The 26,259-nt window shown below is 63.6% G+C and carries 28 protein-coding genes; 15 read left to right on the top strand and 13 right to left on the bottom strand.

The genetic code is table 11. The annotated features are described in order from the left end of the window. Positions 1-3 precede the first annotated feature (3 nt). Positions 4-1,596, top strand: coding sequence for a peptide chain release factor 3 (locus ACFWYE_RS24825; protein WP_379065126.1), 1,593 nt, complete (start codon positions 4-6; stop codon positions 1,594-1,596). Positions 1,597-1,694: 98 nt separating this feature from the next. Here the strand turns inward: ACFWYE_RS24825 and ACFWYE_RS24820 are convergent, their stop codons facing one another. The 4 genes from ACFWYE_RS24820 to ACFWYE_RS24805 are packed head-to-tail and all read right to left on the bottom strand — an operon-like array spanning position 1,695 to position 4,404. After that, complete coding sequence (locus ACFWYE_RS24820) at positions 1,695-2,057, bottom strand: helix-turn-helix domain-containing protein (RefSeq protein ID WP_379065124.1); 363 nt, start codon at positions 2,055-2,057, stop codon at positions 1,695-1,697. Continuing rightward, positions 2,054-2,584 (bottom strand): Smr/MutS family protein, encoded by a 531-nt coding sequence (locus tag ACFWYE_RS24815; protein WP_379114886.1) that lies wholly within the window; start codon positions 2,582-2,584, stop codon positions 2,054-2,056. The genes ACFWYE_RS24820 and ACFWYE_RS24815 overlap by 4 nt, the downstream gene beginning before the upstream one ends. Further along, positions 2,581-3,684, bottom strand: coding sequence for a murein transglycosylase A (locus tag ACFWYE_RS24810; RefSeq protein WP_379114885.1), 1,104 nt, complete (start codon positions 3,682-3,684; stop codon positions 2,581-2,583). The genes ACFWYE_RS24815 and ACFWYE_RS24810 overlap by 4 nt, the downstream gene beginning before the upstream one ends. A gap of 9 nt (positions 3,685-3,693) precedes the next feature. Beyond that, on the bottom strand, positions 3,694-4,404 hold the full coding sequence (locus tag ACFWYE_RS24805) for a Tim44/TimA family putative adaptor protein (RefSeq protein WP_379065118.1): 711 nt from the start codon (positions 4,402-4,404) through the stop codon (positions 3,694-3,696). A gap of 358 nt (positions 4,405-4,762) precedes the next feature. On the opposite strand from ACFWYE_RS24805, the gene ACFWYE_RS24800 reads away from it, so the two are divergent. Next, on the top strand, positions 4,763-5,245 hold the full coding sequence (locus ACFWYE_RS24800) for an FxsA family protein (protein ID WP_326892872.1): 483 nt from the start codon (positions 4,763-4,765) through the stop codon (positions 5,243-5,245). A gap of 93 nt (positions 5,246-5,338) precedes the next feature. Then, complete coding sequence (gene secB / locus ACFWYE_RS24795; protein ID WP_129412371.1) at positions 5,339-5,827, top strand: protein-export chaperone SecB; 489 nt, start codon at positions 5,339-5,341, stop codon at positions 5,825-5,827. Positions 5,828-5,901: 74 nt separating this feature from the next. On the opposite strand, the gene dnaQ is transcribed toward secB, so the two are convergent. From dnaQ to ACFWYE_RS24775, 4 genes are all read right to left on the bottom strand, one after another. Continuing rightward, positions 5,902-6,621: a DNA polymerase III subunit epsilon gene (dnaQ, locus tag ACFWYE_RS24790; protein WP_379065115.1), complete on the bottom strand. Its 720-nt coding sequence runs from the start codon at positions 6,619-6,621 to the stop codon at positions 5,902-5,904. A gap of 94 nt (positions 6,622-6,715) precedes the next feature. After that, positions 6,716-7,321: a dephospho-CoA kinase gene (gene coaE / locus ACFWYE_RS24785; protein ID WP_379114884.1), complete on the bottom strand. Its 606-nt coding sequence runs from the start codon at positions 7,319-7,321 to the stop codon at positions 6,716-6,718. Continuing rightward, the gene (locus tag ACFWYE_RS24780) at positions 7,318-8,157 is read right to left on the bottom strand and encodes a shikimate dehydrogenase (protein WP_379114883.1); all 840 of its coding nucleotides are present in this window, start codon (positions 8,155-8,157) and stop codon (positions 7,318-7,320) included. Before ACFWYE_RS24780 ends, coaE begins: the two co-directional genes overlap by 4 nt. Next, positions 8,150-8,749 carry a Maf-like protein gene (locus tag ACFWYE_RS24775; RefSeq protein WP_379114882.1) on the bottom strand — a complete coding sequence of 200 codons (600 nt, stop codon included), beginning with the start codon at positions 8,747-8,749 and terminating at the stop codon, positions 8,150-8,152. Before ACFWYE_RS24775 ends, ACFWYE_RS24780 begins: the two co-directional genes overlap by 8 nt. 159 nt (positions 8,750-8,908) lie before the next feature. Here ACFWYE_RS24775 and ACFWYE_RS24770 point away from each other — a divergent pair, with 159 nt between their 5' ends. Continuing rightward, a complete protein-coding gene (locus ACFWYE_RS24770) occupies positions 8,909-9,754 on the top strand; it encodes a hypothetical protein (protein WP_379114881.1) in 846 nt (281 codons plus the stop codon). A 20-nt stretch (positions 9,755-9,774) separates the two neighbouring features. Here the strand turns inward: ACFWYE_RS24770 and ACFWYE_RS24765 are convergent, their stop codons facing one another. After that, positions 9,775-10,572 (bottom strand): class II glutamine amidotransferase, encoded by a 798-nt coding sequence (locus ACFWYE_RS24765; RefSeq protein ID WP_379114880.1) that lies wholly within the window; start codon positions 10,570-10,572, stop codon positions 9,775-9,777. Positions 10,573-10,616: 44 nt separating this feature from the next. Beyond that, the gene (locus ACFWYE_RS24760) at positions 10,617-10,838 is read right to left on the bottom strand and encodes a DUF6356 family protein (protein ID WP_129412364.1); all 222 of its coding nucleotides are present in this window, start codon (positions 10,836-10,838) and stop codon (positions 10,617-10,619) included. Positions 10,839-10,938: 100 nt separating this feature from the next. On the opposite strand from ACFWYE_RS24760, the gene ACFWYE_RS24755 reads away from it, so the two are divergent. From ACFWYE_RS24755 to ACFWYE_RS24715, 9 genes are all read left to right on the top strand, one after another. Further along, entirely contained in the window at positions 10,939-11,409 is a 471-nt protein-coding gene (locus tag ACFWYE_RS24755; protein ID WP_379065105.1) for an Lrp/AsnC family transcriptional regulator, read from the top strand. A gap of 70 nt (positions 11,410-11,479) precedes the next feature. Beyond that, on the top strand, positions 11,480-12,022 hold the full coding sequence (locus tag ACFWYE_RS24750; protein WP_379114879.1) for a Chromate resistance protein ChrB: 543 nt from the start codon (positions 11,480-11,482) through the stop codon (positions 12,020-12,022). Beyond that, on the top strand, positions 12,006-13,238 hold the full coding sequence (locus tag ACFWYE_RS24745) for an MFS transporter (protein WP_379114878.1): 1,233 nt from the start codon (positions 12,006-12,008) through the stop codon (positions 13,236-13,238). Before ACFWYE_RS24750 ends, ACFWYE_RS24745 begins: the two co-directional genes overlap by 17 nt. Before the next feature lie 66 nt (positions 13,239-13,304). Continuing rightward, positions 13,305-13,790 carry a dUTP diphosphatase gene (gene dut / locus ACFWYE_RS24740; RefSeq protein WP_379065099.1) on the top strand — a complete coding sequence of 162 codons (486 nt, stop codon included), beginning with the start codon at positions 13,305-13,307 and terminating at the stop codon, positions 13,788-13,790. Continuing rightward, the gene (locus ACFWYE_RS24735; protein ID WP_379114877.1) at positions 13,790-14,449 is read left to right on the top strand and encodes an HAD family hydrolase; all 660 of its coding nucleotides are present in this window, start codon (positions 13,790-13,792) and stop codon (positions 14,447-14,449) included. The genes dut and ACFWYE_RS24735 overlap by 1 nt, the downstream gene beginning before the upstream one ends. A 199-nt stretch (positions 14,450-14,648) precedes the next feature. Further along, entirely contained in the window at positions 14,649-15,455 is an 807-nt protein-coding gene (locus ACFWYE_RS24730) for an isocitrate lyase/phosphoenolpyruvate mutase family protein (protein WP_379114876.1), read from the top strand. 109 nt (positions 15,456-15,564) lie between these two features. Continuing rightward, positions 15,565-15,945, top strand: a complete 381-nt coding sequence (locus ACFWYE_RS24725; RefSeq protein ID WP_379114874.1) for a hypothetical protein — start codon at positions 15,565-15,567, stop codon at positions 15,943-15,945. Between the two features lie 178 nt (positions 15,946-16,123). Next, the gene (locus tag ACFWYE_RS24720) at positions 16,124-17,116 is read left to right on the top strand and encodes an adenosine kinase (protein ID WP_379065093.1); all 993 of its coding nucleotides are present in this window, start codon (positions 16,124-16,126) and stop codon (positions 17,114-17,116) included. A gap of 22 nt (positions 17,117-17,138) precedes the next feature. Further along, a complete protein-coding gene (locus ACFWYE_RS24715; protein WP_379114873.1) occupies positions 17,139-17,717 on the top strand; it encodes a histidine phosphatase family protein in 579 nt (192 codons plus the stop codon). 82 nt (positions 17,718-17,799) lie between these two features. On the opposite strand, the gene ACFWYE_RS24710 is transcribed toward ACFWYE_RS24715, so the two are convergent. Beyond that, a complete protein-coding gene (locus ACFWYE_RS24710) occupies positions 17,800-18,729 on the bottom strand; it encodes a LysR family transcriptional regulator (protein ID WP_379114911.1) in 930 nt (309 codons plus the stop codon). Positions 18,730-18,880: 151 nt separating this feature from the next. On the opposite strand from ACFWYE_RS24710, the gene ACFWYE_RS24705 reads away from it, so the two are divergent. After that, positions 18,881-20,413: an MFS transporter gene (locus ACFWYE_RS24705; RefSeq protein WP_379114910.1), complete on the top strand. Its 1,533-nt coding sequence runs from the start codon at positions 18,881-18,883 to the stop codon at positions 20,411-20,413. Positions 20,414-20,428: 15 nt separating this feature from the next. Here ACFWYE_RS24705 and ACFWYE_RS24700 read toward each other — a convergent pair whose 3' ends face one another. Both ACFWYE_RS24700 and ACFWYE_RS24695 read right to left on the bottom strand, forming a co-directional pair. Next, entirely contained in the window at positions 20,429-20,896 is a 468-nt protein-coding gene (locus ACFWYE_RS24700) for a hypothetical protein (RefSeq protein ID WP_379114872.1), read from the bottom strand. 41 nt (positions 20,897-20,937) lie between these two features. Beyond that, positions 20,938-23,223, bottom strand: coding sequence for an NADP-dependent malic enzyme (locus ACFWYE_RS24695; protein ID WP_379114871.1), 2,286 nt, complete (start codon positions 23,221-23,223; stop codon positions 20,938-20,940). Between the two features lie 130 nt (positions 23,224-23,353). Here ACFWYE_RS24695 and mutS point away from each other — a divergent pair, with 130 nt between their 5' ends. After that, complete coding sequence (gene mutS / locus ACFWYE_RS24690) at positions 23,354-26,092, top strand: DNA mismatch repair protein MutS (RefSeq protein WP_379114870.1); 2,739 nt, start codon at positions 23,354-23,356, stop codon at positions 26,090-26,092. Positions 26,093-26,259 lie beyond the last annotated feature (167 nt).

Below are 26,259 nucleotides of genomic sequence, written 5' to 3'. Positions count from 1 at the left end.
AAAATGACCGAAACAATCGAGAAGGCGGTTGCCCGCCGCCGCACTTTCGCGATCATCGCCCACCCGGATGCCGGCAAGACCACGCTGACCGAAAAGCTGCTGCTGTTCGGTGGCGCCATCCAGCTCGCCGGCGAGGTCAAGGCCAAGAAGGACCGCATCCAGACCCGTTCGGACTGGATGAAGATCGAACGCGAACGCGGCATTTCGGTCGTCACCTCGGTGATGACTTTCGAATATGGCGACAACGTCTTCAACCTGCTCGACACGCCAGGTCACGAGGACTTCGCCGACGACACCTATCGCACGCTTTCGGCCGTCGACTCGGCCGTCATGGTCATCGACGCCGCCAAGGGTATCGAGCCGCGCACGCTGAAGCTGTTCGAAGTGTGCCGCCTGCGCGACATCCCGATCATCACTTTCGTCAACAAGATGGACCGCGAAGCGCGCGATACGTTCGAGATCCTCGACGAAATCGAACAGAAGCTGGCACTCGACACCGCCCCCATCACCTGGCCGATCGGTCAGGGCAAGACTTTTGCCGGCACCTACCACCTCGCCGAAAACGCCGTGCGCCGCAATGACGAGGAAGTCGAGCGCACCCCGGTTCACGGGCCGGATTCCAACCGCGCTGCGGGCCTGCTGCCGGACAATGACCGGCCGGCCTTTATCGAGGAACTGGAACTTGCGCGTGAGGCGTGCCGGCCATTCGATCTCGACGCTTTCCGCCAGGGTCATCTCACGCCGGTCTATTTCGGCTCGGCGCTGCGCAATTTCGGCGTGCGTGACCTGATCGAGGCGCTCGGCGCCTTCGGCCCGGCGCCGCGCGCGCAGGAGGCCGATACGCGCAAGGTGGAAGCGACGGAACCGAAGATGACGTCTTTCGTCTTCAAGATCCAGGCCAACATGGATCCAAACCATCGTGACCGCATCGCCTTCGTTCGGGTCTGCTCGGGCACATTGGAGCGCGGCATGAAGGCGAAGCTGGTACGCACCGGCAAGCCGATGTCGCTGAGCGCACCGCAGTTCTTCTTCGCGCGCTCGCGCATCACCGCTGACGAAGCCTATGCCGGCGACGTCGTCGGCATCCCCAATCATGGCACGCTGCGCATCGGCGACACGCTGACCGAAGGCGAGGACATCCTGTTTCGCGGCGTGCCCAACTTCGCGCCGGAAATCCTGCGCCGTGTGCGTCTCGGCGATGCCATGAAAGCCAAGAAACTGAAGGAAGCCCTGCAGCAGATGGCCGAGGAGGGCGTGGTTCAGCTGTTCCAGCCGGAAGATGGCTCGCCGGCCATTGTCGGTGTGGTCGGTGCGCTGCAGATCGACGTGCTGAAGGAACGCCTTAACATCGAATATTCGCTGCCAGTCGACTTCGAGATGTCGCGCTTCTCGGTCTGCCGCTGGATCAGCGCCGAAGACAAGCTCGACCTGCAGCGCTTCGTCGAGGCGCATCGCGGCGACATCGCCCGCGACCTCGACAATGATCCGGTCTTCCTGGCGCAGCACGAATTCTCGCTGAATTACGAGGCCGAACGGTGGAAGGCGATCCGTTTCGCCGCCATCAAGGACTACCAGGTCCGCGACAAGGCGGCGTAGAGCGTTTCCGTTCTTCACGGAAGCGCTGAAACGCTCTAACTCTTTGTTTCTGCGCAATTCCGGACGGAAAAACCGCTGCGCACTTTCCTGGAATTGCTCTAGGCGGGTTTTATCTCACGCACCAGCGCCGTGACGCGCTGGATATCCGCGTCGCTGATCTTGCCGATCCTTTCGGCGAGCAGGTTGGCAAGTTCGGTCGCGGCCGGAGACAGCCCGGCCGTGTCGATCTTCACCTTGGGGTGCGAGTTTTCGGCCAGCCGCTGCAGGTCCTCGGCGTCATCCCAGATGATGTTGAAATAGCCGATGATCTTCTGGATAAGCGGCCAGCTCGGTACGCCGCGTTTGCCATGCTCGAGTGCCGACAGATAGGCGGCACTCACCCCGATCGCCGCGGCCATCTGTTTCTGGCTGACCCCACGTTCCTCGCGCAGCACCCGGATACGCTCGCCGAGCGGTGTCATGGTCTGGTCCGCCGCAGGCGCACGTAGAGGGCGCCGCCGCCGCCGTGATGCCGGGCGGCGTGATCGTGGCTGGAAACCAGCATCCGGAATGCGGGCGTCGAAAGCCAGGCCGGCACCGAGCGTTTCAGGATACCGTCACCCCCGGAGGACGAGCCCTTGCCGGTGATGACCAGCACAAAGCGCACGCCGTTGGCGTGTGCGCGGTGGAGGAAGGAGAAAAGCAGCGAATAGGCTTCTTCCTGCGTCATGCCGTGCAGGTCGACACGGCCTTCGATCGGCAGCCTGCCCTTCGACAGCTTGTCCAGTGTCGGCTCGTCGAGGCTGTGGCGCACGGGCTGCGCTTTCGGCTTGGCGGGCGCCGCGGCAACGATGTTGGCCGGGGCAGGCTCTTTTTGCGGCGGTTTCGGTTCGATCGCGTCCGCGGGCTCGACGATTGACTTGCCTTTGAGCGGCTTGGCCGAGCGCGCGACGAGATTCCACAGGACACGATCTTCTTCGGAAAGACCCTGGTCGCGGCGCCGGCTCATTCCGCTGCTCCTCCGAGCAGCGAACGAGGCACCAGCGCATAGAAATCAGCCGCGTTGCGGATCACGCCGGCGATCTCGCCGGCGGCATCGCCGGAACCAGCGAACAGGTCGCCGCGCGCCGGGCCGGTGATGGCGGAGCCGGTATCCTGCGCGATCATCAACCGCCGGAACGGTTCGCCGTCAAAAGCCCTGAGGGTCGGCGCATCGACATAAAACGGCGTGCCGAATGTGTGCAGCAGACGGTCCACCGCCATCGAACGGCCTGCCGAGAGCGGTACCTTCGCCGCGGCGATCGGCCCCAGTTGCGGATCGTCCACCGCAGCCGGGCGGAAAAAGATGAAGGAGCGGTTCTGCCAGAGAATTTTATCGATGCGATCCGGGTTCGTCTTGAACCAGGCGCGTATCGACTGCATCGTCACCTTTTCCAGCGGGATTTCGCCCGTATCGGCGAGCACGCGACCCGGTCCGGTGAAACGCTGGCCGGACTTTGCGGCATAGGTGACGCGCAGTTGCCGCCCATCGGTCATGTCGAGCCTGGCCGCACCCTGCACATGGATGAAGAAGACATCGACCTTGTCGGCAAACCAGGCGATCTCGAGCCCCTGCCCGGCAAGTGCTCCGCCTTCGATCGCGCTGCGGTCGTGGTATTCCACGGGTCCATCCGCCGTCTGGCGGGCGAATGCCAGGTAAGGGTCCATGCCGGAAGGCCGGTTTTTATCGTCGATTTCGATCAGATCGGCAGGGCGCGCCAGCAACGGCCAGCGATAGCGTTCGCTTGGCACCGGAGAAGCCTCGACCACGGGCTCGTAAAAACCCGTGACCAGACCGGCATCATTGTCGGGGGAAACATGGGCCGGGGCGAAATGATGTTCAAAGAACACCCGTGCCTCGGCGTTGCTGGTCGGTGGAGCGGCCCGCGCAGCCTCGTAGGCCGGTTCGAAAGCCGCGAAATCGATGCCGAGAGATCCGCTGCGGTATGGCTTTATCGGAACGTGGAAGGCAGAGCGACGGAAAGCTTCAAAGGCCGCAAGATGCTCGTCGTCGGCCCAGCCGGGCAGATCGTCATAGGATCGCGCCGAAAGGAGTGGCGACAGCGGCACCTGCGGAACTCAATCTTCTTCCTCGGTGGCGACAAGCTTCCAGTTCGGATCGCGCGAACGGGTGTCGCGAGCGAAGGTCCAGACGTCCTTGACCTCGGCGACGGTTTCAGGATCGCCGTCGATGACGGTGCCGGCCTTGTCGCGCGTGGCCGAAATCAGCTCGCTGACGATGCGCAGCGTGACGTGGGCTTCCGAACCCTTCATTTCAGCCAGAACGATATCGGCCTTGTCGATGCCGACGAAGGAAGACTGGATTTTCTCCGACTTGGCCTCGCGTTCGCCGATAGCGGCGACGAAACCGTCATAGACCTCGCGCGACAGCAGGTTCTTAAGCGTTTTGCGGTCGCCGTCGGCATAAGCCATCACGATCATCTCGTAGGCCATCTTGGCGCCGTCGACGAAACCCTTCGGCTCGAAGCTGCCGTCCGCGTCCTTGATGGCGCGCAGGCCCTTGTTGAGATCGGTGTCCGGCTTGGCGAAGGCATCGATGGCGGCATAGGCGTCGGGCGCCGGTGCATCGCCCGGTGCGCGTTTGCGCGGCAGCGATACAACGTTCTCGGAAGGCTTGGCGGCATCCTTGTCGCGCGTACGGCTCGCCGTATAGGGGTCGAACGGCGGACGTTCATTGCCGGTACGGCGGCCAAGCACATTGCGCAGCTGGAAGAAGATCACCACCGCTGCGACCAGGAAGAATATCGTGCCGAAGTCGAAAAATGCCATGTGCTGTGCCAATCACCCTCGAAGCGGCTTACCAACTCAACCGGTCGCGCCTCCGGTTCGCGACTGATCACCAAACTATAAAACCATATAGAACGTGCCGCGCCATCATTCAAACGCAAGCACCGCATACCTATTTGGTATAGTGAACGCCAGTGTTGCGATTTCGAAGTTCGCCGGAGCCTCGATATCGGACGCTGAGCGAACTTCGAAATCGAAACGACACTGGATTCAATAAACTGCTAGTGTCCCCGGGTTCAGAAATTCGCTCGTCGATCGATATCAGGCTGTAGCGAATTTCAGAACCCGGACAGTAGCGGCGATTGGTCGCTTGGCTAAACATACAACGATTGGGCGGGTTTTGCGTACTTCCTTTCTCCCCTTCTTCGTGCTGGCGCTTCCTTTGCTGGAGATCGCCGGCTTTGTCGTGGTCGGCAAACAGGTCGGCGCGCTGGCCACGGTGGCCCTTGTGCTCGCTTCGACCATTGCCGGTGCCATGCTGCTGAAGCGCCAGGGTTTCAGCACGATGGTCAATGCCCGCGCCGAAATTGAGGCCGGGCGCGATCCGAGCCGCCCGCTGGCGCATGGCGCGATGACGATCTTTTCGGCGCTTCTCCTGATGGTGCCGGGTTTCATCACCTCCATCATCGGCCTGGTTTTCCTGGTTCCTGCTGTGCGCGATTTCGCCTGGCGTTTCCTCAAGTCCCGCGTTTCGGTGGTGTCTTCCTTCGGTGAAGGTGGTTTCAGGCCGCGCCAGCGCGAGAAAACGATCGATCTCGATACCGAGGATTTTTCGCGCGATCCCAACCCGAATTCGCCCTGGCGACGGCTCAAGGATGAATGAACAGGCGCCAAATCTTGTCTTGAAGCGCCTGCCGTGATAGCCAACGCCCGATTTCAATAGGGGCCGGACGGTCCAACAAGGGGATTTTGGCTCATGGCCGACAACAATGAAGCGCAGGCAAGCAACGGCAACGGAGCGCAGCCGACGCTGAACGTTCTGGCCCAGTATGTGAAGGACCTTTCGTTCGAAAGCCCCGGTGCGCCGAATTCGCTGCGCGGCCGTGACAAGGCTCCGGGCATCGCCATCAGCGTCAATGTCAACGCCAATCCACTGTCCGACGAGCAGTTCGACGTCAACCTGACGCTGAACGCCAAGGCTTCCTTCGACAAGGAAGTGCTGTTCAACGTCGAGCTGGTCTATGGCGGCGTCTTCAACATTGCCGGCTTCCCGCAGGAGCACATGCTGCCGATCCTGTTCATCGAATGCCCGCGCCTGCTGTTCCCGTTCGCCCGCCAGATCATCTCGGATGCGACCCGCAACGGTGGTTTCCCGCCGCTGATGCTCGATCCGATCGACTTTGCGCAGATGTTCCAGCAGAAACTGGCCGAAGACCAGGCCGCTTCCAAGGTGATGGTCAGCTAAGCGCTGTCTCGGTTCCCAATGAAAAACCCGGCTTCGCGCCGGGTTTTTTGTTTGATTCGATTTGTCGCCCCGAACTATTCGGCTGCTTCCGAGCTCTCGCCGGCGAATTTCACCCACAGCGCCTTTTCGCCGAGCGATTCGACCAGCCGTCTGTGGGCCTCCCGCTCGGCCTCGGTAAGCCGCGAGGCCAGCGGAACCGGACGCATGGCGATGGTGAGTTCGACCTCGGAGCCGCCACGGCGTCCGGCCTGGGACAGTCCGCCATCCAGGCCAAGCGCAGCCTGCTTGCCGCCGATCAGCTCGACATAGACTTCCGCCAGAAGTTCGGAATCGAGCAGCGCTCCGTGCTTCGTGCGATGGCTGTTGTCGATGCCGTAGCGACGGCAAAGCGCGTCCAGCGAATTGGGACCCATCGGATGCTTGCGGCGCGCCAGCGCCAGCGTGTCTATCACGCGATCCGCGCCGACGGCGGGATGGCCGAGCCGCGCGAATTCGGCGTTGATGAAGCCCATGTCGAAGCCGGCATTGTGCGCGATCAGCTTGGCGCCATCGATGAAGGTCAGGAAGAGATCGGCAATTTCCGAGAAGGTCGGCTTGCCAACCAGCTGTGCCGCGCTGATGCCGTGCACGGCCTCAGCCTCCGCATTGATCATGCGGCCTTCCGGATTGATGTAGTGGTGGAAGGTGTTGCCGGTCGGGAAGCGGTTGACCAGTTCGATACAGCCGAGCTCGATGATGCGGTCCTCGCGCGCATCAAGCCCGGTTGTTTCCGTATCGAAGATGATTTCGCGCATCGCGACGCTCCGCGGCCTGAGCATCCCGTTCTATGAGATCTCGGCGCTTGTTCGTTCGGAACGAAAATGGAGTCCGGCCGGCTTTCCCGCAAGATCACCTGGCGTGATTGCTGCCATTTTCCCCTGATAGCTCGGCGATGATCGCCCGGATGGCCGCCCGGGTGACGTCAAAGCTGGTGCCGGTATCGACCACATAGTCGGCCAGCCGCCGCTTTTCGGCGTCCGGAACCTGTTTGGCGAGAATTGATTCGAACTTCTCTTCGGTCATTCCGGGGCGCGCCAGCACGCGTCGACGCTGCTGCTCCACCGGTGCGCTCACCACCACGACCTTGTCGACACGGCTGCGGCCACCGGTCTCGAACAGCAGCGGAATGTCAAGCACGGCAAGTGGCTCCCCTGCTTCCCTGTGTCGGGCGAGAAACGCGTCGGCTTCGGCGCGCACCAGTGGGTGGATAATGCCTTCCAGCATCTTGAGCGCGGCTACGTCGCCCAGCACGCGCTGGCCAAGCAGCGTGCGATCCACGGTGCCGTCCCGTGTCACGCCTGGAAAGGCCGCTTCGATCAAAGCTGTCGCCTTGCCGGAGTAGAGCCGGTGCACCGCCTCGTCCGAATCATGCACCGGCACGCCGGCTTCGCGGAACATCTTCGCGGCGGTTGATTTGCCCATGCCGATGGAGCCGGTGAGGCCGAGGACGATCAATGGCTGGCTCCCAGATCCGCAACGACAAGGTCGCGTAGTTCCGGCGTGACCTCCGGCCGCCGGCCGAACCAGCGTTCGAAACCAGGCACCGCCTGATGCAGCAGCATGCCCAGACCATCGACCGTTTTCAGACCGCGCCGCCTGGCTGCGGCAAGCAGCGGCGTTTCCAGCGGCACATAGACGATATCGGTGACGATGGCATGGGCGGGCAGGCCGGCGGGGTCGGCAGGCAGGCCCTCATTGCCGTGCATGCCGAGCGCGGTGGTGTTGATCAGCAGTCCGGCATCGGCATTCAACTCATCGGTCGCCTCGCTGCCATGCGCAGAAACGCCGGCACCGAACTGATCGCGCAGTTCCATTGCGCGCGCTTTCGTGCGGTTGACGATGCGGATGTCGCTGACGCCGCGTTCCTTCAGGGCGTGTATGATGGCACGCGCAGCGCCGCCGGCGCCCAGCACCACGGCGGGGCCGTTGCCGGCCCAGCCCGGTGCGTATTCGTCGAGATTCGCGGCGAAGCCATGCGCATCGGTGTTGCCGCCGCGGAGCTCGCCATCCTCCGTCCACAGCGTATTGATGGCGCCAATCTGTTCTGCTGCCGCGTCCCGGCGTTTGACGACCGCGAACACGGCTTCCTTGTGCGGGATGGTGACGTTGCCACCATTGAAGCCATTCTCGCCAAACGCAGACAGGAACGCGGGCAGATCGCCCGGCATGACATCGATCGCTTCGTAGCTGCCGGCGATGCCGTAGGTCTTCAGCCAATGGCCGTGGATTTTCGGTGAACGCGAATGCGCGATCGGATGGCCGATCACGAAGGCCTTTTTCATTTCAGCCATCGATGGCACCGAGCGACCTGAGTTCGGTCAGCAGTGGCAGCAGCGGCAGGCCGACGATGGTGAAATGGTCGCCTTCGACCTTTTCGAACAGCTGGATGCCTTCACCTTCGATCTGGTAGGCGCCGACGCTCGAGAGCGCTTTCGCGCCGACCCGCGCCAGATGGCGGCCGATGAAGGCGGGATCGAGCTTGCGCATGGTGAGATTGGCGACGCCGACATGGCGCCACAACACCGCGCCGTTGCGCACCAGCACGGCGGCACTGTTCAGCTGATGTGTCTTGCCTGACAAAGCCAGCAGATGGCGGCGCGCCCCTTCCATGTCGGCTGGCTTGTGGAACACCTCGTCGCCCAGCGACAGTGTCTGGTCGCAGCCCAGCACCAGGGCTCCCGGCAATCGCTCGCTCACTTCGGTCGCCTTGGCTTCGGCCAGGATCGTCGCCACATCCTCCGGCGAAGCGCCGCTGTCCTTGAGCGGCGCCTCCAGCGCGCGCTCGTCGACATTGGCCGGTACCGCTTCGACATCGATGCCGGCATTCTTCAGCATGGCCAGCCGAAAAGGGCTGCCTGACGCCAGGATGAGTTTTTCGGCCACTCCTGCCTCCTTACGCTTGTTAGCCTCCGGCTATAACATGCCGGGTGACGTTGGAAGGATGAAATCCGAAACCCTTTTGCGACTGCGGTTTTATGGTGCCCTTTTGTCGGCACGGGCAAAGCCAGATCGTGCGTGATTGAACGTTGGGAGAAAAAGTTCTTGGACACAAAGCGGCGCGCGCTTCTGGGCCTGATTGGAGCATTGCCTGCCTGGCGGACTTCGTTTGCGGCGACGTCCGGAGTGGGAGAGAGCCCGACAGAACCATCCGAAACCGAAGCTGTCAAACCGCGCCACGTCCTTTGCTTTCTTGGCAGGGATCGCGATTTGAGCCCCTTGCTGGATGCGGCGTCGAGTGCCGTTCGGGATTTCGCCGACGGATTCATCGCAGATGAAGCCTATTCCCAACCTGAACCGGACAATCGGATGGTTGAATCCTTCAATGTCTGTTGGGATCGGGTCGAGCCAGGTGCCTGGACGGAAGCTGACGAAGCTGCCGTCGCCAGCCATCAATCCGTTCTCTACGTGCTCGGCCCGCCGATGACGAAAAGCAATGCGGTCACCGTTACCATCGGAGCCTTGTTCCTTGTCGACCACATGATCGACAAGGGTGCCGTGGCCGTCAAAGGCGAGAGCGCCGGCATAGCGCATGGGCTGGTTCGCTGGAAACAGCTTGCACTCCAGGGCGCTGCAGCCTTGAAGGCGGACGATGCTCTCGGACAAAGGCGGATCGGGCGGCTTGCCTTCGCCAAGCGCCCCTTGTCGGCCCGGGGCTATCTGGAAAGTGTGGGCTTCCACCTCGTCGGATTGCCGGAGGTCTATGTGCCGATATCCCAGGCCAGCGAGCGCGAGGCTGTCGCGACCATGGACGCCGTCGCCGATGAGATTGCCACACAGGGGCTCGAGGCGATCCTTAAGAAACGCGGTGCAAGTCTTTCGTTCGAATCCCAATATGCGGAGGACGAATTCAAGTTCAATCCGTATGGAACAGTCAAACTAGCCGGCTGACGGAGTGCAGTCTGGTCGGCCTATTCGGCCGCGATGGGAAGCGTCTCGGCGGTGGGTGTAAAGGACTGGATGGTTATCCCGGCCTTCGTCATGGTGACGAAACTCGCCGGCGGGATGGCCTGCCATTCGGCTCCTTCGCAATCGAACGGCTCAGAGACGATGCAGCGGCCGCCGTGAAACGCCGACGTATAGAGCGTCGGCGCCTGGCCATCGGTGGAATAGCGCACGGCATGCACGGCCTCGCCGTCGGAGAACGCGGCGGTCAGTTTCAACGCCGGATCGACACCCGCCCGCCGGGCAGCGTCGAGCACGCGTCTGGTCGCCTTTTCCAGCGCGCTTTGCGGATCGCTTTCCAGCCCCTCGTCCACCATCAGGAAGAAGAACAGTTCGGAATCGGTCGTGCCTTCGATCTGGTCATAAAGCGCGTCCGGCAAAGTCGCTTCGAGCGTGCGCCGAATGCGGTCGAAGCCGCCGATCTGGCCATTGTGCATGAACGACCAGCGACCGGAAACAAAGGGGTGGCAGTTGGCGCGGCTGGTGGCGCCACCGGTCGAGGCGCGCACATGCGCCAGGAACAGGCCGGAGCGGATCTGCCGGCACAGGCTCTTGAGATTGGGATCCGACCAGGCCGGCAGAATGTCGCGGTAGAGGCCCGGTTCAGCGCGGCCGCCATACCAGGCAAGCCCGAAACCGTCGCCATTGGTCGGTGATTTTGCCTCCTGCGCGCAATGGCTCTGCGCGATCAAAGAATGACAAGGCGCGCTGACGATGTCTTCCAGGAAGACGTCTTCACCGAGATAGGCCGCCCATCGGCACATGTTTCAACGCCCTTCAGGCACACTGGCTCCAGCCACTTTCTGGATCACGCCTGCGGACGCCGGTTGTGCGTGCGCTCGTAAAGCTGGCGGATGATCCCGCTTGCCGTAGTTTCGAACAGGAAGGGTAAGAAAGCATGAATGAGCGCCGCGCCGCCGGCCATGAACAGTCTGCTGGCGAACCAGCCGGCGAAGCGCATGTGTTCGAAATAGCTTTCATCGACCGAATGCGGGTGGTCGGTGAACAGGCGGGCGATGCGCGTCGTCATGGTGATTCTCCCATCTTTGCGCCATCGTCCCACGCAATCTCGGGACTTTGATCCCAATTTGTCCTTGCTAGGCATTCTCGATTGGGACAATCATCCCAAAATGACCCATGAACTCGATACGATCGATCGAAGAATCCTGGCCGAACTGCAGCGCGACGGCACGTTGTCGGTCGACCAGCTCTCGGAACGGGTCGGCCTGTCCCGCAACGCCTGCTGGCGCCGGGTCAAAAGACTGGAGGACGAGCGCGTCGTTACCGGCCGGGTCGCGCTGGTCGATGCCGACAAGCTCGGCCTCGGTCTCTCGGTGTTCATCATCGTGCGCACCTCCAGCCATGATCCGGACTGGCTAGCCAGGTTCCGCATGGCGGTGACGTCCTTTCCCGAGATCACCGGTGTCTACCGCATGTCCGGCGATCTCGACTACGTGCTTCGCGCCCGCGTCGCCGACGTGAAGGCCTACGACCGGCTCTACCAGCGCCTGATTGCCAAGGTGCCGTTGTCCGACGTGTCGGCTTCCTTCGTCATGGAGGAAATCAAGGAAACGACCGTCGTCCCGGTGGAGATTCGCTAGCGCCGGATCGCGGCCCTCGACTGCCGCGGTTAATGCCTGTATGTTACAGCGGTAACATTTGGGCTCAACCATGGTTTCCCTTTCCTGGCTCCTGCTGACCTATAAGGTACCGCCCGAACCGGCGACGAAGCGTATTGCGCTGTGGCGGAAGCTGAAAGGCATGGGCGCGGTCTATCTGCAGAACGGTGTCTGCCTGCTGCCCAGGACCGACGATCACATCCGCCGCCTGAAGATGATCGAAAACGACATCCTCGAAATGGCGGGCGAGTCCGTCATTCTGGAGACCGTGGCTCTGGATCGCGTGCAGGAGGACAAGGTCGTGCAGCGCTTCCGCGCCGATCGCGACGACCAGTATCGTGAGTTTCTGGGCCGCTGCGCGGATTTCGAGGCCGAGATCGCCAAGGAAGTCGCCATCAGCAAGTTCACCTACGCCGAGCTGGACGAAGAGGACGCGGATCTCAGGAAGCTTCAGGGGTGGCTCGAGAAAATCCGCAAACTCGACTTCTACGAAGCGCCGCTGGCCGAGGAAGCAGCGGAACGCCTGCGTGCCTGCGAGGCTCTGCTGGACAGCTACGCCAAACGAGTCTTCGAGGCCCATGACGAGAACCGTTGAGACGAACGACACTACCGGCGGCCCGGCACCCCGTCGGGGTCTCCCGGCCGGCGTCTGGGCGCTCGGTTTCGTCTCGATGTTCATGGATATCTCCTCGGAGATGATCCACGCGCTGCTGCCTGTCTACATGGTTGCGGTGCTCGGCACCTCCAGCCTGACCGTCGGTATCATCGAAGGCATCGCCGAGGCCACCGCCTCGATCACCAAGGTGTTTTCGGGAGCGCTCAGCGACTGGCTCGGCAAACGCAAGATGCTGGCTGCGCTGGGTTATGGGCTGGCTGCGATCACCAAGCCGGTCTTTCCGCTGGCGCCGTCGATCGGCTGGCTGGTCGCCGCTCGTTTCATTGACCGCATCGGCAAGGGCATTCGTGGTGCTCCGCGCGATGCGCTGATCGCCGACATCACGCCGCCGGAACAGCGCGGCGCCGGCTTCGGCCTGCGGCAGTCGCTCGACACCATTGGCGCTTTCATCGGCCCGCTCCTGGCCATCGCGCTGATGTGGGCGACCGCGGATCATTTCCAGGCAGTTTTCTGGATCGCCGTCATCCCGGCCTTTTTCGCCGTCTTCCTCATCATCGTCGCAGTGAAGGAACCTGAGCGGCCGGCGGGCCTGCGCAAGGTTCGCATGCCGCTCAGGCGCTCGGAGCTGCGCCTTCTGGACGCAACCTTCTGGCTGGTCGTGGCAGTCGCGACCGTCTTTACGCTCGCCCGTTTCAGCGAGGCCTTCCTGATCCTGCGCGCGCAGTCGATCGGCCTGTCGTTGGCGCTCGTGCCGATCGTGCTGGTGGTGATGAATCTGGCCTACTCGCTGTCGGCCTATCCGGTCGGTGTGTTTGCCGATCGCGTCAGCCGGCCGGTGCTTCTGGCCGTCGGCCTTATGCTTCTGGTGGTCGCCGACCTCGTGCTCGCCCTGGTTCCCGACATCCGGGGTCTGCTCATCGGCGTCGCTCTGTGGGGGCTGCACATGGGTTTCACACAAGGCCTGCTGGCAACGTTGATCGCCGATGCGGCACCGGCGGAGTTGCGCGGTACCGCCTTTGGCGTGTTCAACCTGATCACGGGCGTCGCCCTGCTGGTCGCCAGCGTGGTGGCCGGTTTCCTCTGGGATCAGATCGGACCGCAGGCCACCTTCCTGGCCGGCGCTGCTTTTGCGCTTGTGACCCTTGTCGGCCTGCTGTCTTTTCGAGCCCGGCTGTCAAAGCCTGGCAGTCGGTGAAAGATTCGCGTTGAAACACGGGTAACCGGTTGACTAACCGCGCGGCTCGCCCGATAGGATCGCGCCATGCACCCGACACCTCAAAATCAATCCGTCTTCGGCCAGACGGTCGGTTTCGTCCGCCTGCCGCATGGCGAGGGGCTGGCGCTGCCGGCCTATGAAAGTGCCGGCGCCGCCGGCATGGATCTCAGGGCTGCCGTTCCCGAGGATCGGCCGCTGCTCATCCTGCCCGGCCGCCGCGCCCTGGTGCCGACCGGGCTGGTAATGGAAATCCCCGAGGGCCTCGAAGGCCAGGTTCGCCCCCGTTCCGGCCTTGCGCTGAAACATGGCATCACCTGCCTCAACACGCCCGGCACGGTCGACAGTGATTACCGCGGCGAGGTCAAGGTGCTGCTGATCAACCATGGCGATGAGGAGTTCTACGTCGAGCGCGGCATGCGCATCGCCCAGATCGTCTTCGCGCCCGTCGTGCAGGTCCGTTCCGAGGAACGCAGTCTCGCCGGTGGCACCGATCGCGGCGGCGGTGGTTTCGGATCGACCGGAACTGCCTGATGGTGCTGCCGGGCCTGGTCATCTTCGACTGTGACGGTATCCTGGTCGATACCGAGAACATGGCCAATGAACGCCTGGCGCTGTGGCTTACCGAGGCCGGCTATCCGGTCGATTTCAACTATTGCCGCAAGCACTTTTCCGGCCGTTCGATGATCTCCGTGCGCAACGAGATCCTCGAAGTGGCAGGCATCGATCTCGGCGAGGATTTCGCTGATCGCTGGAACGTCGGCCTGCCGGAGCTTTTTGCGAAAGGCGTGGACGAAATCCCCCATGTGCGCGGCGTGATCGATGCCGTGCGCGCGGCCGACATTCCCTATTGTGTCGCTTCCTCGGCGCGCGTTTCCAAGATGCACATTACGCTCGGCGTCACCGGGCTGCTTCCGCTGTTCGAACACGCCATGTTCAGTTCCACCATGGTCGGACGCTCGAAACCGTTCCCGGACCTGTTCCTGCATGCGGCCAGGGAAATGGGTGTTGAGCCGGCCGATTGCATCGTCATCGAGGATTCGGTGGCCGGCACCACGGCCGGTATTGCCGCCGGCATGCGGGTCTTCTCCTACCACGGCGATCCGCACTCCGATCCCCAAGGGCTGGAAAAGGCGGGCGGCATCCTCTTTGCCGACATGCGCGACTTGCCTGGGCTGATCCCGCTGCGCTGAGCGATCCTAAAGCTTCATGACCGTTTCGTCGCACCTGCTGCCGGCGTTTTGGCAGGAGTGTACCGCGCAGGCTGCCTGAGCCAATCGCATTCGTTTGCTGCGTTTGGGCGGTCTCGGTAGTCTTCAGCTCCTGAAATTCGCCACAGCCGTCTTTTAGATCGAAGGCTGCGGCCGGCGCGTCTTTAGCGGAGAGACTTCGATGGACAAGGGCAAGATTTTCCGAGACCTGCACGCAGAAACCTTTGTCATCCCCAACCCGTGGGATGTTGGTTCGGCCAAACTGCTTGCTTCGCTGGGCTTCAAGGCGCTGGCCACGACCAGTGCCGGCTACGCCTTCTCGCGCGGCCTGCCGGACGGTGCGATCGGCTTCGAGGAGATGATGCAGCATTGCCGCGAGATCGTGGCCGCCACCGGCCTGCCTGTCTCGGCCGATCTGGAAAAGGGCAAGGGCGACAGCGCCGAAAGCGCTGGCGAGACCATCTTTGCCGCCGAGGCCGCGGGGCTGGCAGGGTGCTCGATCGAGGACCATACCGGCGATGCCGACAACCCGATCTACGATTTCACCCAGGCCGTGGAACGTGTCGCCGCGGCGGCGGAAGCCGCCCGGGCCCTGAAGCACGATTTCGTCTTCACGGCGCGCGCCGAGAATTTCCTGCACGGCCGTCCCGATCTCGACGACACCATCCGCCGCCTGCAGGCCTACCAGAAGGCAGGTGCCGACGTGCTTTATGCGCCCGGTCTCTCCGACATCGCTTCGGTGCGTGCGGTCTGCCAGGCGCTCGAGAAACCGGTCAATGTGCTGTCGACCGCGGATTTCACGGTGCCGGCCCTGGCTGGAGCCGGCGCCAGGCGCATTTCCGTCGGTTCGCAACTCGCCTGTACGGCTTTCAGCGCTCTTGAACGGGCAGGTCGCGAGATGCTGGATGTCGGGTCCTTCACCTTCAACCGGGCCAACAGCATGACCTACAGGAAGATGACCGAACTGTTTTCGTCAGATCAAGGATGAGTACGACGACACGAGATCGCATGCCCGAACATTGCGGAGGTCTGCGGCCGCGCCTACTATAAGGCAGCGCTATCGTCGACGACGCGCCTGGCCGAGGGTTCCTGCTGCGATGAGTGTTGCGATACGTGCCGTGTTGATCGCTGCCGTGCTGTCGGTCGGCTTCGGCCCCGCGGCGCTCGCCGACGAGAAGGGCGAGTTTGCCGTGCTGGTCGAGGCGCTGCACAACGAGATCGCCGGCTGCTGGATGCCGCCGGATATGAAAGGCACGAAGCCGGCGCCGATCATCGTCAAGGTCCGCCTCAAGCGCGACGGCTCCCTGGCCGCCAAGCCGACGGTTGAAAATCCGCCCAAGGCCAAGGAAGCCAAGCTGCTCGCAGCCAGCGCCGTGCGCGCTGTCGAGCGCTGCGCGCCTTTCCGCAGCATGAAGCGCACGCGCATTCCTTACGAGCGTTGGCGCGAACTGAAACTCAACTTCGCGCCGATGTTCTGAGCGGCATTGCTGCCGCGCCCATTCAAAGCAATAGCTTGCAAAAAATCGGTATTCCGCTAGACCCGCGCCCGGCCGGCGTGGCAGAAAGCCGGGGTTTTGGGCTACCAGAGCGCCGCGTGTCCGAAAGGACGTGCAAAGATCGCTTTGGAATATTGATTTATGCCGCGCGGAGACCTGAATGCCGGATTACGACGTTCTGTGCATTGGCAATGCCATTGTCGACATCATCGCCCAGTGCGACGAAGCTTTCCTCGCCGACAACGGCATCATCAAGGGCGCGATGAACCTGATCGACGCCGAGCGTGCCGAACTTCTTTATCGCCGCATGGGTCCCGCACTGGAAGCCTCCGGCGGCAGCGCTGGCAACACGGCCGCGGGTATCGCCAGCTTCGGCGGCCGTTCCGCCTATTTCGGCAAGGTCTCCAGAGACCATCTCGGCGAGATCTTCACCCACGACATCCAGGCCCAGGGCGTTGCGTTCGACACAAAGCCGCTGATCGGTACGCCACCGACGGCGCGCTCGATGATCTTCGTCACGCCGGACGGCGAGCGCTCGATGAACACCTATCTCGGCGCCTGCGTCGAGCTTGGCCCCGAGGATGTCGAGGCCGACAAGGCGGCCGGTGCGGCCGTGACCTATTTCGAAGGTTATCTGTGGGATCCGCCCCGCGCCAAGGAAGCCATCCGGCTGACCGCGCAGCATGCGCACGCCGCCGGCCGCCAGGTATCGATGTCGCTGTCGGATAGTTTCTGCGTCGACCGCTACCGTGGCGAATTCCTCGACCTGATGCGTTCGCGCACGGTCGACATCATTTTTGCCAACAGCCACGAGATCAAGTCGCTCTACCAGACCTCGTCCTTCGATGAGGCGCTGGCGCAAATCCGCAAGGATTGCCGCATCGCCGCCGTGACACGGTCGGAAAAGGGTTCCGTCATCGTCAATGGCGACGATACCTTCGTCATCGAGGCCACCAAAATCAGCGAACTGGTCGATACCACGGGCGCCGGCGACCTCTATGCGGCGGGTTTCCTGCATGGCTACACCAAAGGCCGCGATCTCAAGACCTGCGGTGACCTCGGTTCGCTGGCCGCGGGCCTTGTCATCCAGCAGATCGGGCCGCGCCCGCGTCAGAACCTCAAGCTCGAAGCCGAACAGGCAGGGCTGGGCTAGCCCAGCCAACAAGGATCAAGTCATGGCCAGCCCCTACCCCGAGATCACCCTGGTGCGGCATGGCGAGACCGAATGGAGCGCCACCGGCAAGCACACCGGTCGCAGCGACATTCCACTGACTGTCAAAGGCGAAGACGCTGCGCGCAGACTCGTCGAGCGGCTGCAGGACAGAACCTTCAGCGCGATCTGGTCAAGTCCGTCCTCACGCGCCCGCCGCACGGCGGAACTGGCCGGTTTCGCCACGGCGGAAATCAGGCCCGACCTCGCCGAATGGGATTACGGCGCCTATGAGGGCCTGAAAACCAAGGAAATCCTGGTCGACCGCCCGGGCTGGAGCCTGTTTCGCGACGGCTGCCCGGATGGCGAGAGTGTTATGCAGGTCGGTGCCCGCGCCGATCGCATTGTGGCAGCGTTGCGCGAAGTGGGCGGCAATGTGCTGTTGTTCTCGTCGTCGCATTTCCTGCGCACGCTCACCGCTCGCTGGCTCGGCCTGCCGGCATCGCAAGGGGCGCTGTTCGTGCTCGATACGGCCAGTGTCTCCGTTCTTGGCTACGAACACGACATGAGCGAGCCGGTGGTGCGCCGCTGGAACCAGACCTGATCTGTCGCGAGACGGTTTTGCATCCGGAATTGCGTAGACAAGAGCCGGAACTTTTCCGCGTTTGCGAGGAAGCGGAAACCTTCTAGGAAGCTGCCGGCTCCGGTCGGGCAAGCGTCTCGCAGCGGTCGGCGAACAGCCTTTCCGACAGGAAATCCACGAACACCCTGACTTTCGGCGACAATTGCCGGTTGGATGGCCAGAGCAACCGAAACTGGCCAGGTGCATCGAGATAGCGGTCCAGCAGTGTCACCAGTTCGCCCTTCGCGAGCGGCCCGCGCACCAGGAAATCCGGCATGCAGCCGATGCCGAGCCCGGCCAGTGTGGCGCCGCGCAGCGCTTCCATATTGTTGCAGGTCAGCACGATCTTCGGGCGTGGTTCCGCTTCGCCGGCCGGCAGGACGAGCGGCCAGTCATAAAGCTTGCCGCTGTTGGGGAAGCGGAAGCGGACCGAGAGATGGCCGTCGAGATCGCGCGGGCAGGCCGGCGTGCCGTGGCGTTCCAGATAGGAAGGCGAAGCGCACAGCAATTGCTGGAAAGGCCGGAGCGAGCGCGTCATCAGCCGGGAATCCGGCAGGTCGCCGCTGCGCAGCGCGACATCGACGCTTTCGTCGATCAGGTCGACAATGCGGTCGTTGAAATCGAGATCGAGCTCGACCTCCGGATAACGCGAGGCAAACTCCGGCAGCACCGGCAGGAAAAGGTGGTAACTCACCACCGGCGCGCTCACCCTCAGGCGTCCGCGCGGTGTTTCGATGGCTTCGGCCAGCATGGCCTGGGCATCGTCGAGGTCGTCCAGGACGCGCCGGCAGCGCTCATGGAACAGACGGCCCTCCTCGGTCAGCCTCAGGCTGCGCGTCGAGCGCTGCAGCAGACGAACTCCGAGCTGCTCCTCCAGCTTTGTCACCGCCTTGCCGACCGCCGAGGGTGACAGCCGCAGCACCCGCCCGGCGGCAACGAAACTGCCGAGATCGGCGGTGCGCACGAAGGCGGCAAGCCCGCTCAGCCGGTCCAGCGATCGATCCATTCGAGCGTTTTTCTCCATTATATCTGGAGTACGAGCCCCATTCTGCTCTGATTGGTGCAAATCTATCATGAACGGGTCTTTCAACAAGCCCGTTGGCTGGTTCGCGCAGGCGACCGCTGCGGAAACCTCCGTGGACATCATGGCAAATTCGAAGAAGGCCCCGGGCGCGGCCGAAAAAGCGCTTGTTCTCGTCGCGGTGTGCCTGGCGGCACTTTCGATGCCGCTCACCTTCACCGGGCCCGCCGTGGCGCTTCCGGCCATCGGCCGAGCACTCGGCGGCAGCCCGATCGCCCTAAACTGGGTGACCAACGCCTTCATGCTGACCTTCGGTTCCTCGCTGATGGCGGCCGGTGCATTGGCCGACGCCTATGGCCGCAAGCGCATGTTCCTGACCGGCGTGGCTGCGTTCGGCCTGTTTTCGACACTCGCCTCGGTGTCGCCCTCCATCCTCTGGCTCGATCTTGCCCGGGCCGCGCAAGGCCTTGCGGCAGCACTCGCCTTCGCCGGCGGCGCGGCGGCCCTGGCGCAGGAATTTGAAGGTCCAGGACGCATGCGCGCCTTTTCCCTGCTCGGCACCTCCTTCGGCATCGGCCTTTCCTTCGGTCCGATTACCTCGGGCCTCCTGATCGACGCCTTCGGCTGGCCCTCGATCTTCGTGCCGGTCGTCGTCGCGGCAGCGCTTTCTTTCGGGATCGCTGCCCGTTTCATGCGCGAAAGTCGTGATCCCGCCGCAACCGGGCTCGACTGGCCGGGTGCGACAAGCTTCACCGCCGCGCTTGCTCTGCTCACCTACGGCTTCCTCAAGGCACCGGAGGCCGGCTGGAGCGATCCGGCGGTGGTCGGCCTCCTGGCCGGCGCGGTGCTGTTCTTCGCCATGTTCGGCATCGTCGAGCGCAAGGTGAGACGGCCGATGCTGGACCTTTCGCTGTTTCGCTACCCTCGTTTCGTCGGCGTGCAGCTGCTGGCCGCGGCACCCGCCTATGCCTTCGTCGTGCTGCTGGTCCTGCTCCCGGTCCGCTTCGTCGGCGTCGAAGGCATGGGGGAAATTGCCGCCGGCCGCCTGATGATTGCGCTGTCGGCACCATTGCTGGTTCTGCCGCTGGTCGCCGGATGGCTCACGCGCTGGTTGCCGGCTTCCGTGCTGTGCGCCACCGGCCTTGTCATTTCCGCCGTCGGTCTGTTCTGGTTGTCCGGCGTGCCGGCCGGCGCACCTGCCGTTACACTGGTCCTGCCCATGCTCACCATCGGTGTCGGCATCAGCCTGCCCTGGGGCCTCATGGACGGTCTCGCCGTTTCGGTGGTGCCGACCGAACGCGCCGGCATGGCCACCGGCATCTTCAACACGACACGTGTCGCCGGCGAAGGCCTGGCGCTGGCGGTGGTCAGCGCCGTGCTGTCGGCACTGACGGCCGGCCACCTTGCCAGTGCCGGACTTGGCCTGCCCGAAGAGCGCGTCGCCGCGGCGCAGCGGCTTGTCACCGGCGATCTCGCGGCGGCGCAGGTGTTGCTGCCGACAAGCGGCCATGACCAGCTGCTGGCGCAATACGGCCTCGCCTTCTCCAGCCTGCTCATCGTGCTCACCGTCATCACGATCGTCACGGCGGTCGTGGTGTTCCTGTTCATGGGGCGAAAGACGGGAGAAGCGGCCGTGGCCGAAGTTGTTGAGGCCTGAGGACGGATAAAAGGATTAGCCCGCCGTCCATCCTTTCTCGCGCAGCGCCGCGCCCACCACGCGGCGCTGGTCGAGCTTGAGATAAAGCAGCTCGACATCGTCGTGGTCGCGCACGGTGAGATGTTTGCCCGCGATCATGGCCGTGCGTACCTGCGAGCGGGCGAAGCGGTGGCGCTTGTCACCCTGCTGCACGATCAGCTCGGTGGCCGAAACGCTTACCGTCGGTTCGTCATGCACGATCAGGAAACCGGCGCCGATGCCGAGCAGGCCGCCGATGATGGCGAGCGCCCAGGGCGACAGTTTCTGGCCGATCGCCACCGCAAGCCTGAGCGGCTCATCCCATGGCACCCACGGCAGTTGCAGCAGCCAGCCGGCGAGATCCGGCAGGAAGGCCACGAACGCGCCGCCGCCGATCACCGTCGCGATGAAGACGGAGATCTGGTCGGTGCGTTTCATTTCGATGACGATGGGTTCGTCGGTCATGGCCGTGGAAAACGCGAGACGGACTCAGGGGAAGATAAGGCTCAAGTCCCCGCCGAATACGCCGCAATCGCGGCCATGTTGACGATGTCGCTGTCCTTGGCGTTGAGGCCGACGATCTGCACCGGCTTGTTGAGACCGACCAGCAGCGGGCCGATGACGGTCGAGCCGCCCAGCTCCTGCAGCATCTTGGTCGAGATCGAGGCCGAGTGGAACGCCGGCATGACGAGCACGTTGGCCGGCCCGGTCAGCCGGCAGAACGGATACTGTGCCATCACGCGCGGGTTGAGCGCGACATCGGCGGCCATCTCGCCGTCATATTCGAAATCGACCCGGCGCTTGTCGAGGATACGCACCGCTTCCTGCACGCGTTCGGAACGTTCACCCTGCGGGTGGCCGAAAGTGGAATAGGCCAGCATCGCCACGCGCGGCTCATAACCCATGCGGCGGGCGAAACTGGCCGCCTCCTCGGCGATGTCGGCGATCTGCTCGGCATTCGGCATGTCGTGCACGGCGGTGTCGGCCACCAGCACGGTGCGTCCTCTGGCCAGCACGATCGACACGCCGATGACGCGATGGCCGGGCTTGGCGTCGATGACGCGGCGCACATCGTCGAGCGCCGTCGAATAGTTGCGCGTCACGCCCGTGACAATGCCGTCGGCATCGCCCAGCGCCACCATGCAGGCGGCGAAATGGTTGCGGTCGTTGTTGATCAGCCGCTGGCAGTCGCGGAACAGATAACCTTTGCGCTGCATGCGCTCGTAGAGGAAGTCGGCATAGATGGCGTTCTTGCGCGACAGCCGGGCGTTGATGATCTCCAGGCCCGGCTTGTCCAGCTCGATGCCGGCATGGCGGGCATTTTCCTTGATGATGTCGTCGCGGCCGAGGAGAATGGCGGTGCCAAGCTTCTGGTTCACATAGGCGACCGCGGCGCGCATCACCTGTTCCTCTTCACCTTCGGCGAAGACGATGCGCTTGGGCTGGCGCCGCACGCGGTCATAGATGCGCTGCAGCGTCGAGGCGATCGGATCGCGGCGGGCCGACAGTTCATGCTCATAGCGGTCGAGGTCGAGGATGGGCTTGCGGGCCACGCCACTTTCCATTGCCGCCTTCGCCACCGCGATCGGGATCGCCGAGATCAGGCGCGGATCGAACGGCACCGGAATGATGTAGTTGGGACCGAATTTCGGCCGGTTGCCCTGATAGGCAGCGGCGACATCGTCGGGCACATCCTTGCGGGCAAGCTCGGCCAGGGCCTGGGCAGCGGCCACCTTCATGGCATCGTTGATGGTGGTGGCGCGCACGTCCAGCGCGCCGCGGAAGATGTAGGGAAAGCCCAGCACGTTGTTGACCTGGTTCGGATAGTCCGAACGGCCGGTGGCCATGATGGCGTCGGTGCGGATCTCGGCCACTTCCTCGGGCGTGATCTCCGGGTCCGGATTGGCCATGGCGAAAATGATCGGGTTCTTGGCCATGGATTGGATCATGGCATTGGTGAAGGCGCCGCGTGCGGAAAGGCCGAACACCACATCGGCACCGTCAAGCGCATCGGCCAGCGAGCGCGCATCGGTCTTGACCGCATGCGCCGACTTCCACTGGTTCATGCCTTCGGTGCGGCCCTGGTAGACGACGCCCTTGGTGTCGCACAGGATGACGTTTTCCGGCGAGAAGCCCATCGATTTGACCAGTTCGATACAGGCGATGCCGGCAGCGCCGGCGCCGTTGCAGACGAGCTTCGTCGTCTTCATGTCGCGGCCGGTGATCGCCAATGCGTTGATCAGGCCGGCAGCGGCGATGATGGCGGTGCCGTGCTGGTCGTCATGGAAGACCGGGATGTCCATCAGTTCGCGCAGGCGCTGCTCGATGATGAAGCATTCCGGCGCCTTGATGTCCTCCAGGTTGACGCCGCCGAAGGACGGTCCGAGGAACCTGACGCAGTTGATGAACTCGTCGGCGTCTTCTGTGGCCACTTCGAGATCGATGGAATCGACGTCGGCGAAGCGCTTGAACAGCACCGACTTGCCTTCCATCACCGGCTTGGAGGCAAGTGCGCCGAGATTGCCGAGGCCGAGAATGGCGGTGCCGTTGGAAATGACGGCGACCATGTTGCCGCGGGTTGTGTAGTCGAAGGCGCGCGACGGGTCTTCGGCGATTGCCTTCACCGGCACCGCGACACCCGGCGAATAAGCGAGGCTGAGGTCGCGCTGCGTGGCCATCGGCTTGGTCGGCACGATCTCCAGCTTGCCCGGCCGTCCCATGGCATGGAATTCCAGCGCCTCCTCGGCGCTCACCGAAGGGCCTTGTCCGTCCTGTCCATTTCTGCTGGCCATGCTTTTGTTTCTTCCCCTTCGGCGTGCCTGAGGCGCACTCAATTTCTTTGTGGAGCGTTCGGGATTAAGGCTACACTTCAGGTGAGTAAAGCGCCAAGCAATTGCCTTCGGATTTTTTGGAAACAGTTTCTTGAACGACGAAACCCCCATCGCCACGCAAGACAGCGCGCCGCTGGCAAGCGATGCCGCGCCAGTGCCTTCCACGGCCGGCGCCACGCCGATGATGGAGCAGTATCTCGAGATCAAGGCGGCGAATGCGGATTCGCTGCTGTTCTATCGCATGGGCGATTTCTACGAGCTGTTCTTCGAAGACGCCGAGAAGGCAAGCCAGGCGCTGGGCATCGTGCTCACCAAGCGCGGCAGGCACCAGGGTACCGAGATCCCGATGTGCGGCGTGCCGGTGCATGCCGCCGACGACTACCTGCAGAAGCTGATCGGACTTGGTTTCCGCGTCGCCGTATGCGAGCAGATCGAGGACCCCGCAGAGGCCAAGAAACGCGGCTCGAAATCGGTGGTCAAGCGCGACGTCGTCCGTCTTGTCACGCCGGGCACCATCACCGAAGACAAGTTGCTGGCGCCGTCGGAATCGAGCTTCCTGATGACGCTGGGCCGGATCAAGGGCGGCGCCGAGCAGAGCTTCGCGCTGGCCTGGATCGAGATTTCCACCGGCGTTTTCCGCGTTGCCGAGACCAATGCCGAACGCCTGCTGGCCGACATCTTCCGTGTCGACCCGCGCGAGCTGATCGTCGCCGAACCTGTGTTCTATGATCCGGAGCTGAAGCCCGTTTTCGATGTGCTCGGCCGCGTCGCCAGCCCGCAACCGGCCAGCCTGTTCGATTCTGCCTCGGCCACGGCGCGCATCGCCCGTTTCTTCAATGTGGCGACGCCGGATGCCTTCGGTACGTTCAGCCGCGCCGAGCTTTCCGCCATCTCCGGCGCAATCGCCTATGTCGAGAAGACGCAGAAGGCCGAACGCCCGCCACTGTCGCGGCCTGAGCGCGAGGAAAACGGCGCGACGCTGTTCATCGATCCGGCGACGCGCGCCAACCTGGAATTGCTGCGAACCCTGTCCGGCAGCCGCGAAGGCTCGCTGTTCAAGGCCATCGACCGCACCGTCACCGGTGGCGGTGCGCGGTTGCTGGCCGACCGGCTGATGGCGCCGCTCACCGACGCCGCCGCCATCGGCGCCAGGCTGGATTCCGTTTCCTTCTTCCGCGACGAGACACGTCTCGCCGAAGCGTTGCGGCTGGCGCTCAAGGGTGTCGCCGACATGCCGCGCGCCTTGTCGCGACTGGCTCTGAACCGCGGCGGCCCGCGCGACCTCGGTGCGCTGCGCGCCGGCTTCCTCGCCGCCGGCGACATCGCGCAGGTCTTTGCGCGCGTCGCACCGCCCGCGGAACTGGCGACAGCCCTTGCTGCCATCCACGCCTTGCCGAAGCCGCTCGCCGACCATCTCGCCGGAGCGCTTGCCGACGAATTGCCGCTGCTGAAGCGCGACGGCGGCTTCCTGCGCAGCGGTTACGACGCCGAGCTCGACGAGATGCGTGCGCTGCGCGACGAGACGCGCAAGGTCATCGCCGGAATGGAGCGCGACCTGATCGAAGAGACCGGCATCCGCTCGCTGAAGATCCGGCACAACAATGTGCTCGGCTATTACATCGAGGTGACGGTCAACCATCAGGCGATCATGACGGGCACCGATGAAGCCAAGGCACGCTTCATCCACCGCCAGACCATGGCCAATGCCATGCGCTTCACCACGACGGAACTGGCGGGGCTGGAGACCAGGATCGCCAACGCCGCCGACCGAGCTCTGGCCATCGAGCTCGGCGCCTTCGATCGTCTGCTTGCCGAAGTGGTCGCCGAGGCTGATGCCATCCGTGCCGGGGCCGATGCGCTGGCGGTGCTCGATGTGTCGGCCGCGCTCGCTGCCCTGTCGGTGAGCGAGAACTGGTGCCGGCCGCAGGTCGATGCTTCGCTCGCCTTCGAAATTGTCGGTGGCCGCCATCCGGTGGTGGAACAAGCGCTGCGCCGTACCGGAGAAGGCCCGTTCGTCGCCAATGATTGCGACCTCTCTCCCGAAGGCGATGCCAGGAATGGCGCCATCTGGTTGCTGACCGGCCCGAACATGGGCGGTAAGTCGACCTTCCTGCGCCAGAACGCACTGATCGCCATCCTGGCCCAGACCGGTTCCTTCGTGCCGGCGGCAAGCGCCCATATCGGCGTGGTCGATCGCCTGTTTTCCCGTGTCGGCGCGTCCGACGATCTCGCACGTGGTCGCTCGACCTTCATGGTCGAGATGGTCGAAACCGCAGCCATTCTCAATCAGGCCGGGGAGCGCGCGCTGGTCATCCTCGACGAGATCGGCCGCGGTACCGCCACCTTCGACGGTCTCTCGATTGCCTGGGCGGCTGTCGAGTATCTGCACGAGAAGAACCGCTGCCGCTCGATCTTCGCCACGCATTTCCATGAAATGACGGCGCTGAGCAACAAGCTTTGCCGGCTGCACAACGTCACGATGCGGGTCAAGGAGTGGGAGGGCGACGTCGTTTTCCTGCACGAGGTCGGCAAGGGTGCGGCCGACCGCAGCTATGGCGTGCAGGTGGCGCGGCTTGCCGGCTTGCCGGAAGCGGTGGTGGCGCGCGCCAAGCAGGTGCTGCACCAGCTGGAGGAAGGCGAGACCTCGGGCAAGGCCGACCGGCTGGTCGACGACCTGCCGCTGTTTTCGGTGGCGGTGAAGCGCGAAGCCCCCAAACCTGCCAAGACCGATGCGCTCGGCGAGGCACTGGCCGCCATCAGCCCTGACGAGATGACGCCACGCGAGGCGCTGGAAGCGATCTATCGGCTGAAAGGGCTGATGGATCGCTGAGGGCTAAGGAGGCTGCGGTCGAGCTACGCCTTCAAACCGGGACTTTTTCCATCGCAATGACGCCATCATGCGCGTCGGCCCATCGCGGGGCGATCACACAGGCGCATTTGCACGATGTCGGCTCCAGCGGCGCGAAGTCGATCGCTGGACCATCAAAAAGCATTCAG

Origin of the sequence: Mesorhizobium sp. NPDC059025, assembly GCF_042739655.1 — a bacterium.
Classification (GTDB): Bacteria; Pseudomonadota; Alphaproteobacteria; order Rhizobiales; family Rhizobiaceae; genus Mesorhizobium.
The sequence above is the reverse complement of the archived record's forward strand: the minus strand, read 5'-3'. Positions and strand labels throughout refer to the sequence as shown.

Coding starts and splice junctions, on each gene's coding strand:
- ACFWYE_RS24750 (WP_379114879.1), top strand. CDS start 11,480: ATGGTTTCCCTTTCCTGGCTCCTGCTGACCTATAAGGTACCGCCCGAA.
- ACFWYE_RS24765 (WP_379114880.1), bottom strand. CDS start 10,572: ATGTGCCGATGGGCGGCCTATCTCGGTGAAGACGTCTTCCTGGAAGAC.
- secB (WP_129412371.1), top strand. CDS start 5,339: ATGGCCGACAACAATGAAGCGCAGGCAAGCAACGGCAACGGAGCGCAG.
- ACFWYE_RS24700 (WP_379114872.1), bottom strand. CDS start 20,896: ATGACCGACGAACCCATCGTCATCGAAATGAAACGCACCGACCAGATC.
- ACFWYE_RS24745 (WP_379114878.1), top strand. CDS start 12,006: ATGACGAGAACCGTTGAGACGAACGACACTACCGGCGGCCCGGCACCC.
- ACFWYE_RS24805 (WP_379065118.1), bottom strand. CDS start 4,404: ATGGCATTTTTCGACTTCGGCACGATATTCTTCCTGGTCGCAGCGGTG.
- ACFWYE_RS24720 (WP_379065093.1), top strand. CDS start 16,124: ATGCCGGATTACGACGTTCTGTGCATTGGCAATGCCATTGTCGACATC.
- ACFWYE_RS24735 (WP_379114877.1), top strand. CDS start 13,790: ATGGTGCTGCCGGGCCTGGTCATCTTCGACTGTGACGGTATCCTGGTC.
- ACFWYE_RS24730 (WP_379114876.1), top strand. CDS start 14,649: ATGGACAAGGGCAAGATTTTCCGAGACCTGCACGCAGAAACCTTTGTC.
- ACFWYE_RS24705 (WP_379114910.1), top strand. CDS start 18,881: ATGGCAAATTCGAAGAAGGCCCCGGGCGCGGCCGAAAAAGCGCTTGTT.
- ACFWYE_RS24715 (WP_379114873.1), top strand. CDS start 17,139: ATGGCCAGCCCCTACCCCGAGATCACCCTGGTGCGGCATGGCGAGACC.
- ACFWYE_RS24755 (WP_379065105.1), top strand. CDS start 10,939: ATGACCCATGAACTCGATACGATCGATCGAAGAATCCTGGCCGAACTG.
- ACFWYE_RS24780 (WP_379114883.1), bottom strand. CDS start 8,157: ATGGCTGAAATGAAAAAGGCCTTCGTGATCGGCCATCCGATCGCGCAT.
- dnaQ (WP_379065115.1), bottom strand. CDS start 6,621: ATGCGCGAAATCATCTTCGATACGGAAACAACCGGGCTTGATGCGCGC.
- dut (WP_379065099.1), top strand. CDS start 13,305: ATGCACCCGACACCTCAAAATCAATCCGTCTTCGGCCAGACGGTCGGT.
- ACFWYE_RS24815 (WP_379114886.1), bottom strand. CDS start 2,584: ATGAGCCGGCGCCGCGACCAGGGTCTTTCCGAAGAAGATCGTGTCCTG.
- ACFWYE_RS24825 (WP_379065126.1), top strand. CDS start 4: ATGACCGAAACAATCGAGAAGGCGGTTGCCCGCCGCCGCACTTTCGCG.
- ACFWYE_RS24820 (WP_379065124.1), bottom strand. CDS start 2,057: ATGACACCGCTCGGCGAGCGTATCCGGGTGCTGCGCGAGGAACGTGGG.
- ACFWYE_RS24725 (WP_379114874.1), top strand. CDS start 15,565: ATGAGTGTTGCGATACGTGCCGTGTTGATCGCTGCCGTGCTGTCGGTC.
- ACFWYE_RS24760 (WP_129412364.1), bottom strand. CDS start 10,838: ATGACGACGCGCATCGCCCGCCTGTTCACCGACCACCCGCATTCGGTC.
- ACFWYE_RS24695 (WP_379114871.1), bottom strand. CDS start 23,223: ATGGCCAGCAGAAATGGACAGGACGGACAAGGCCCTTCGGTGAGCGCC.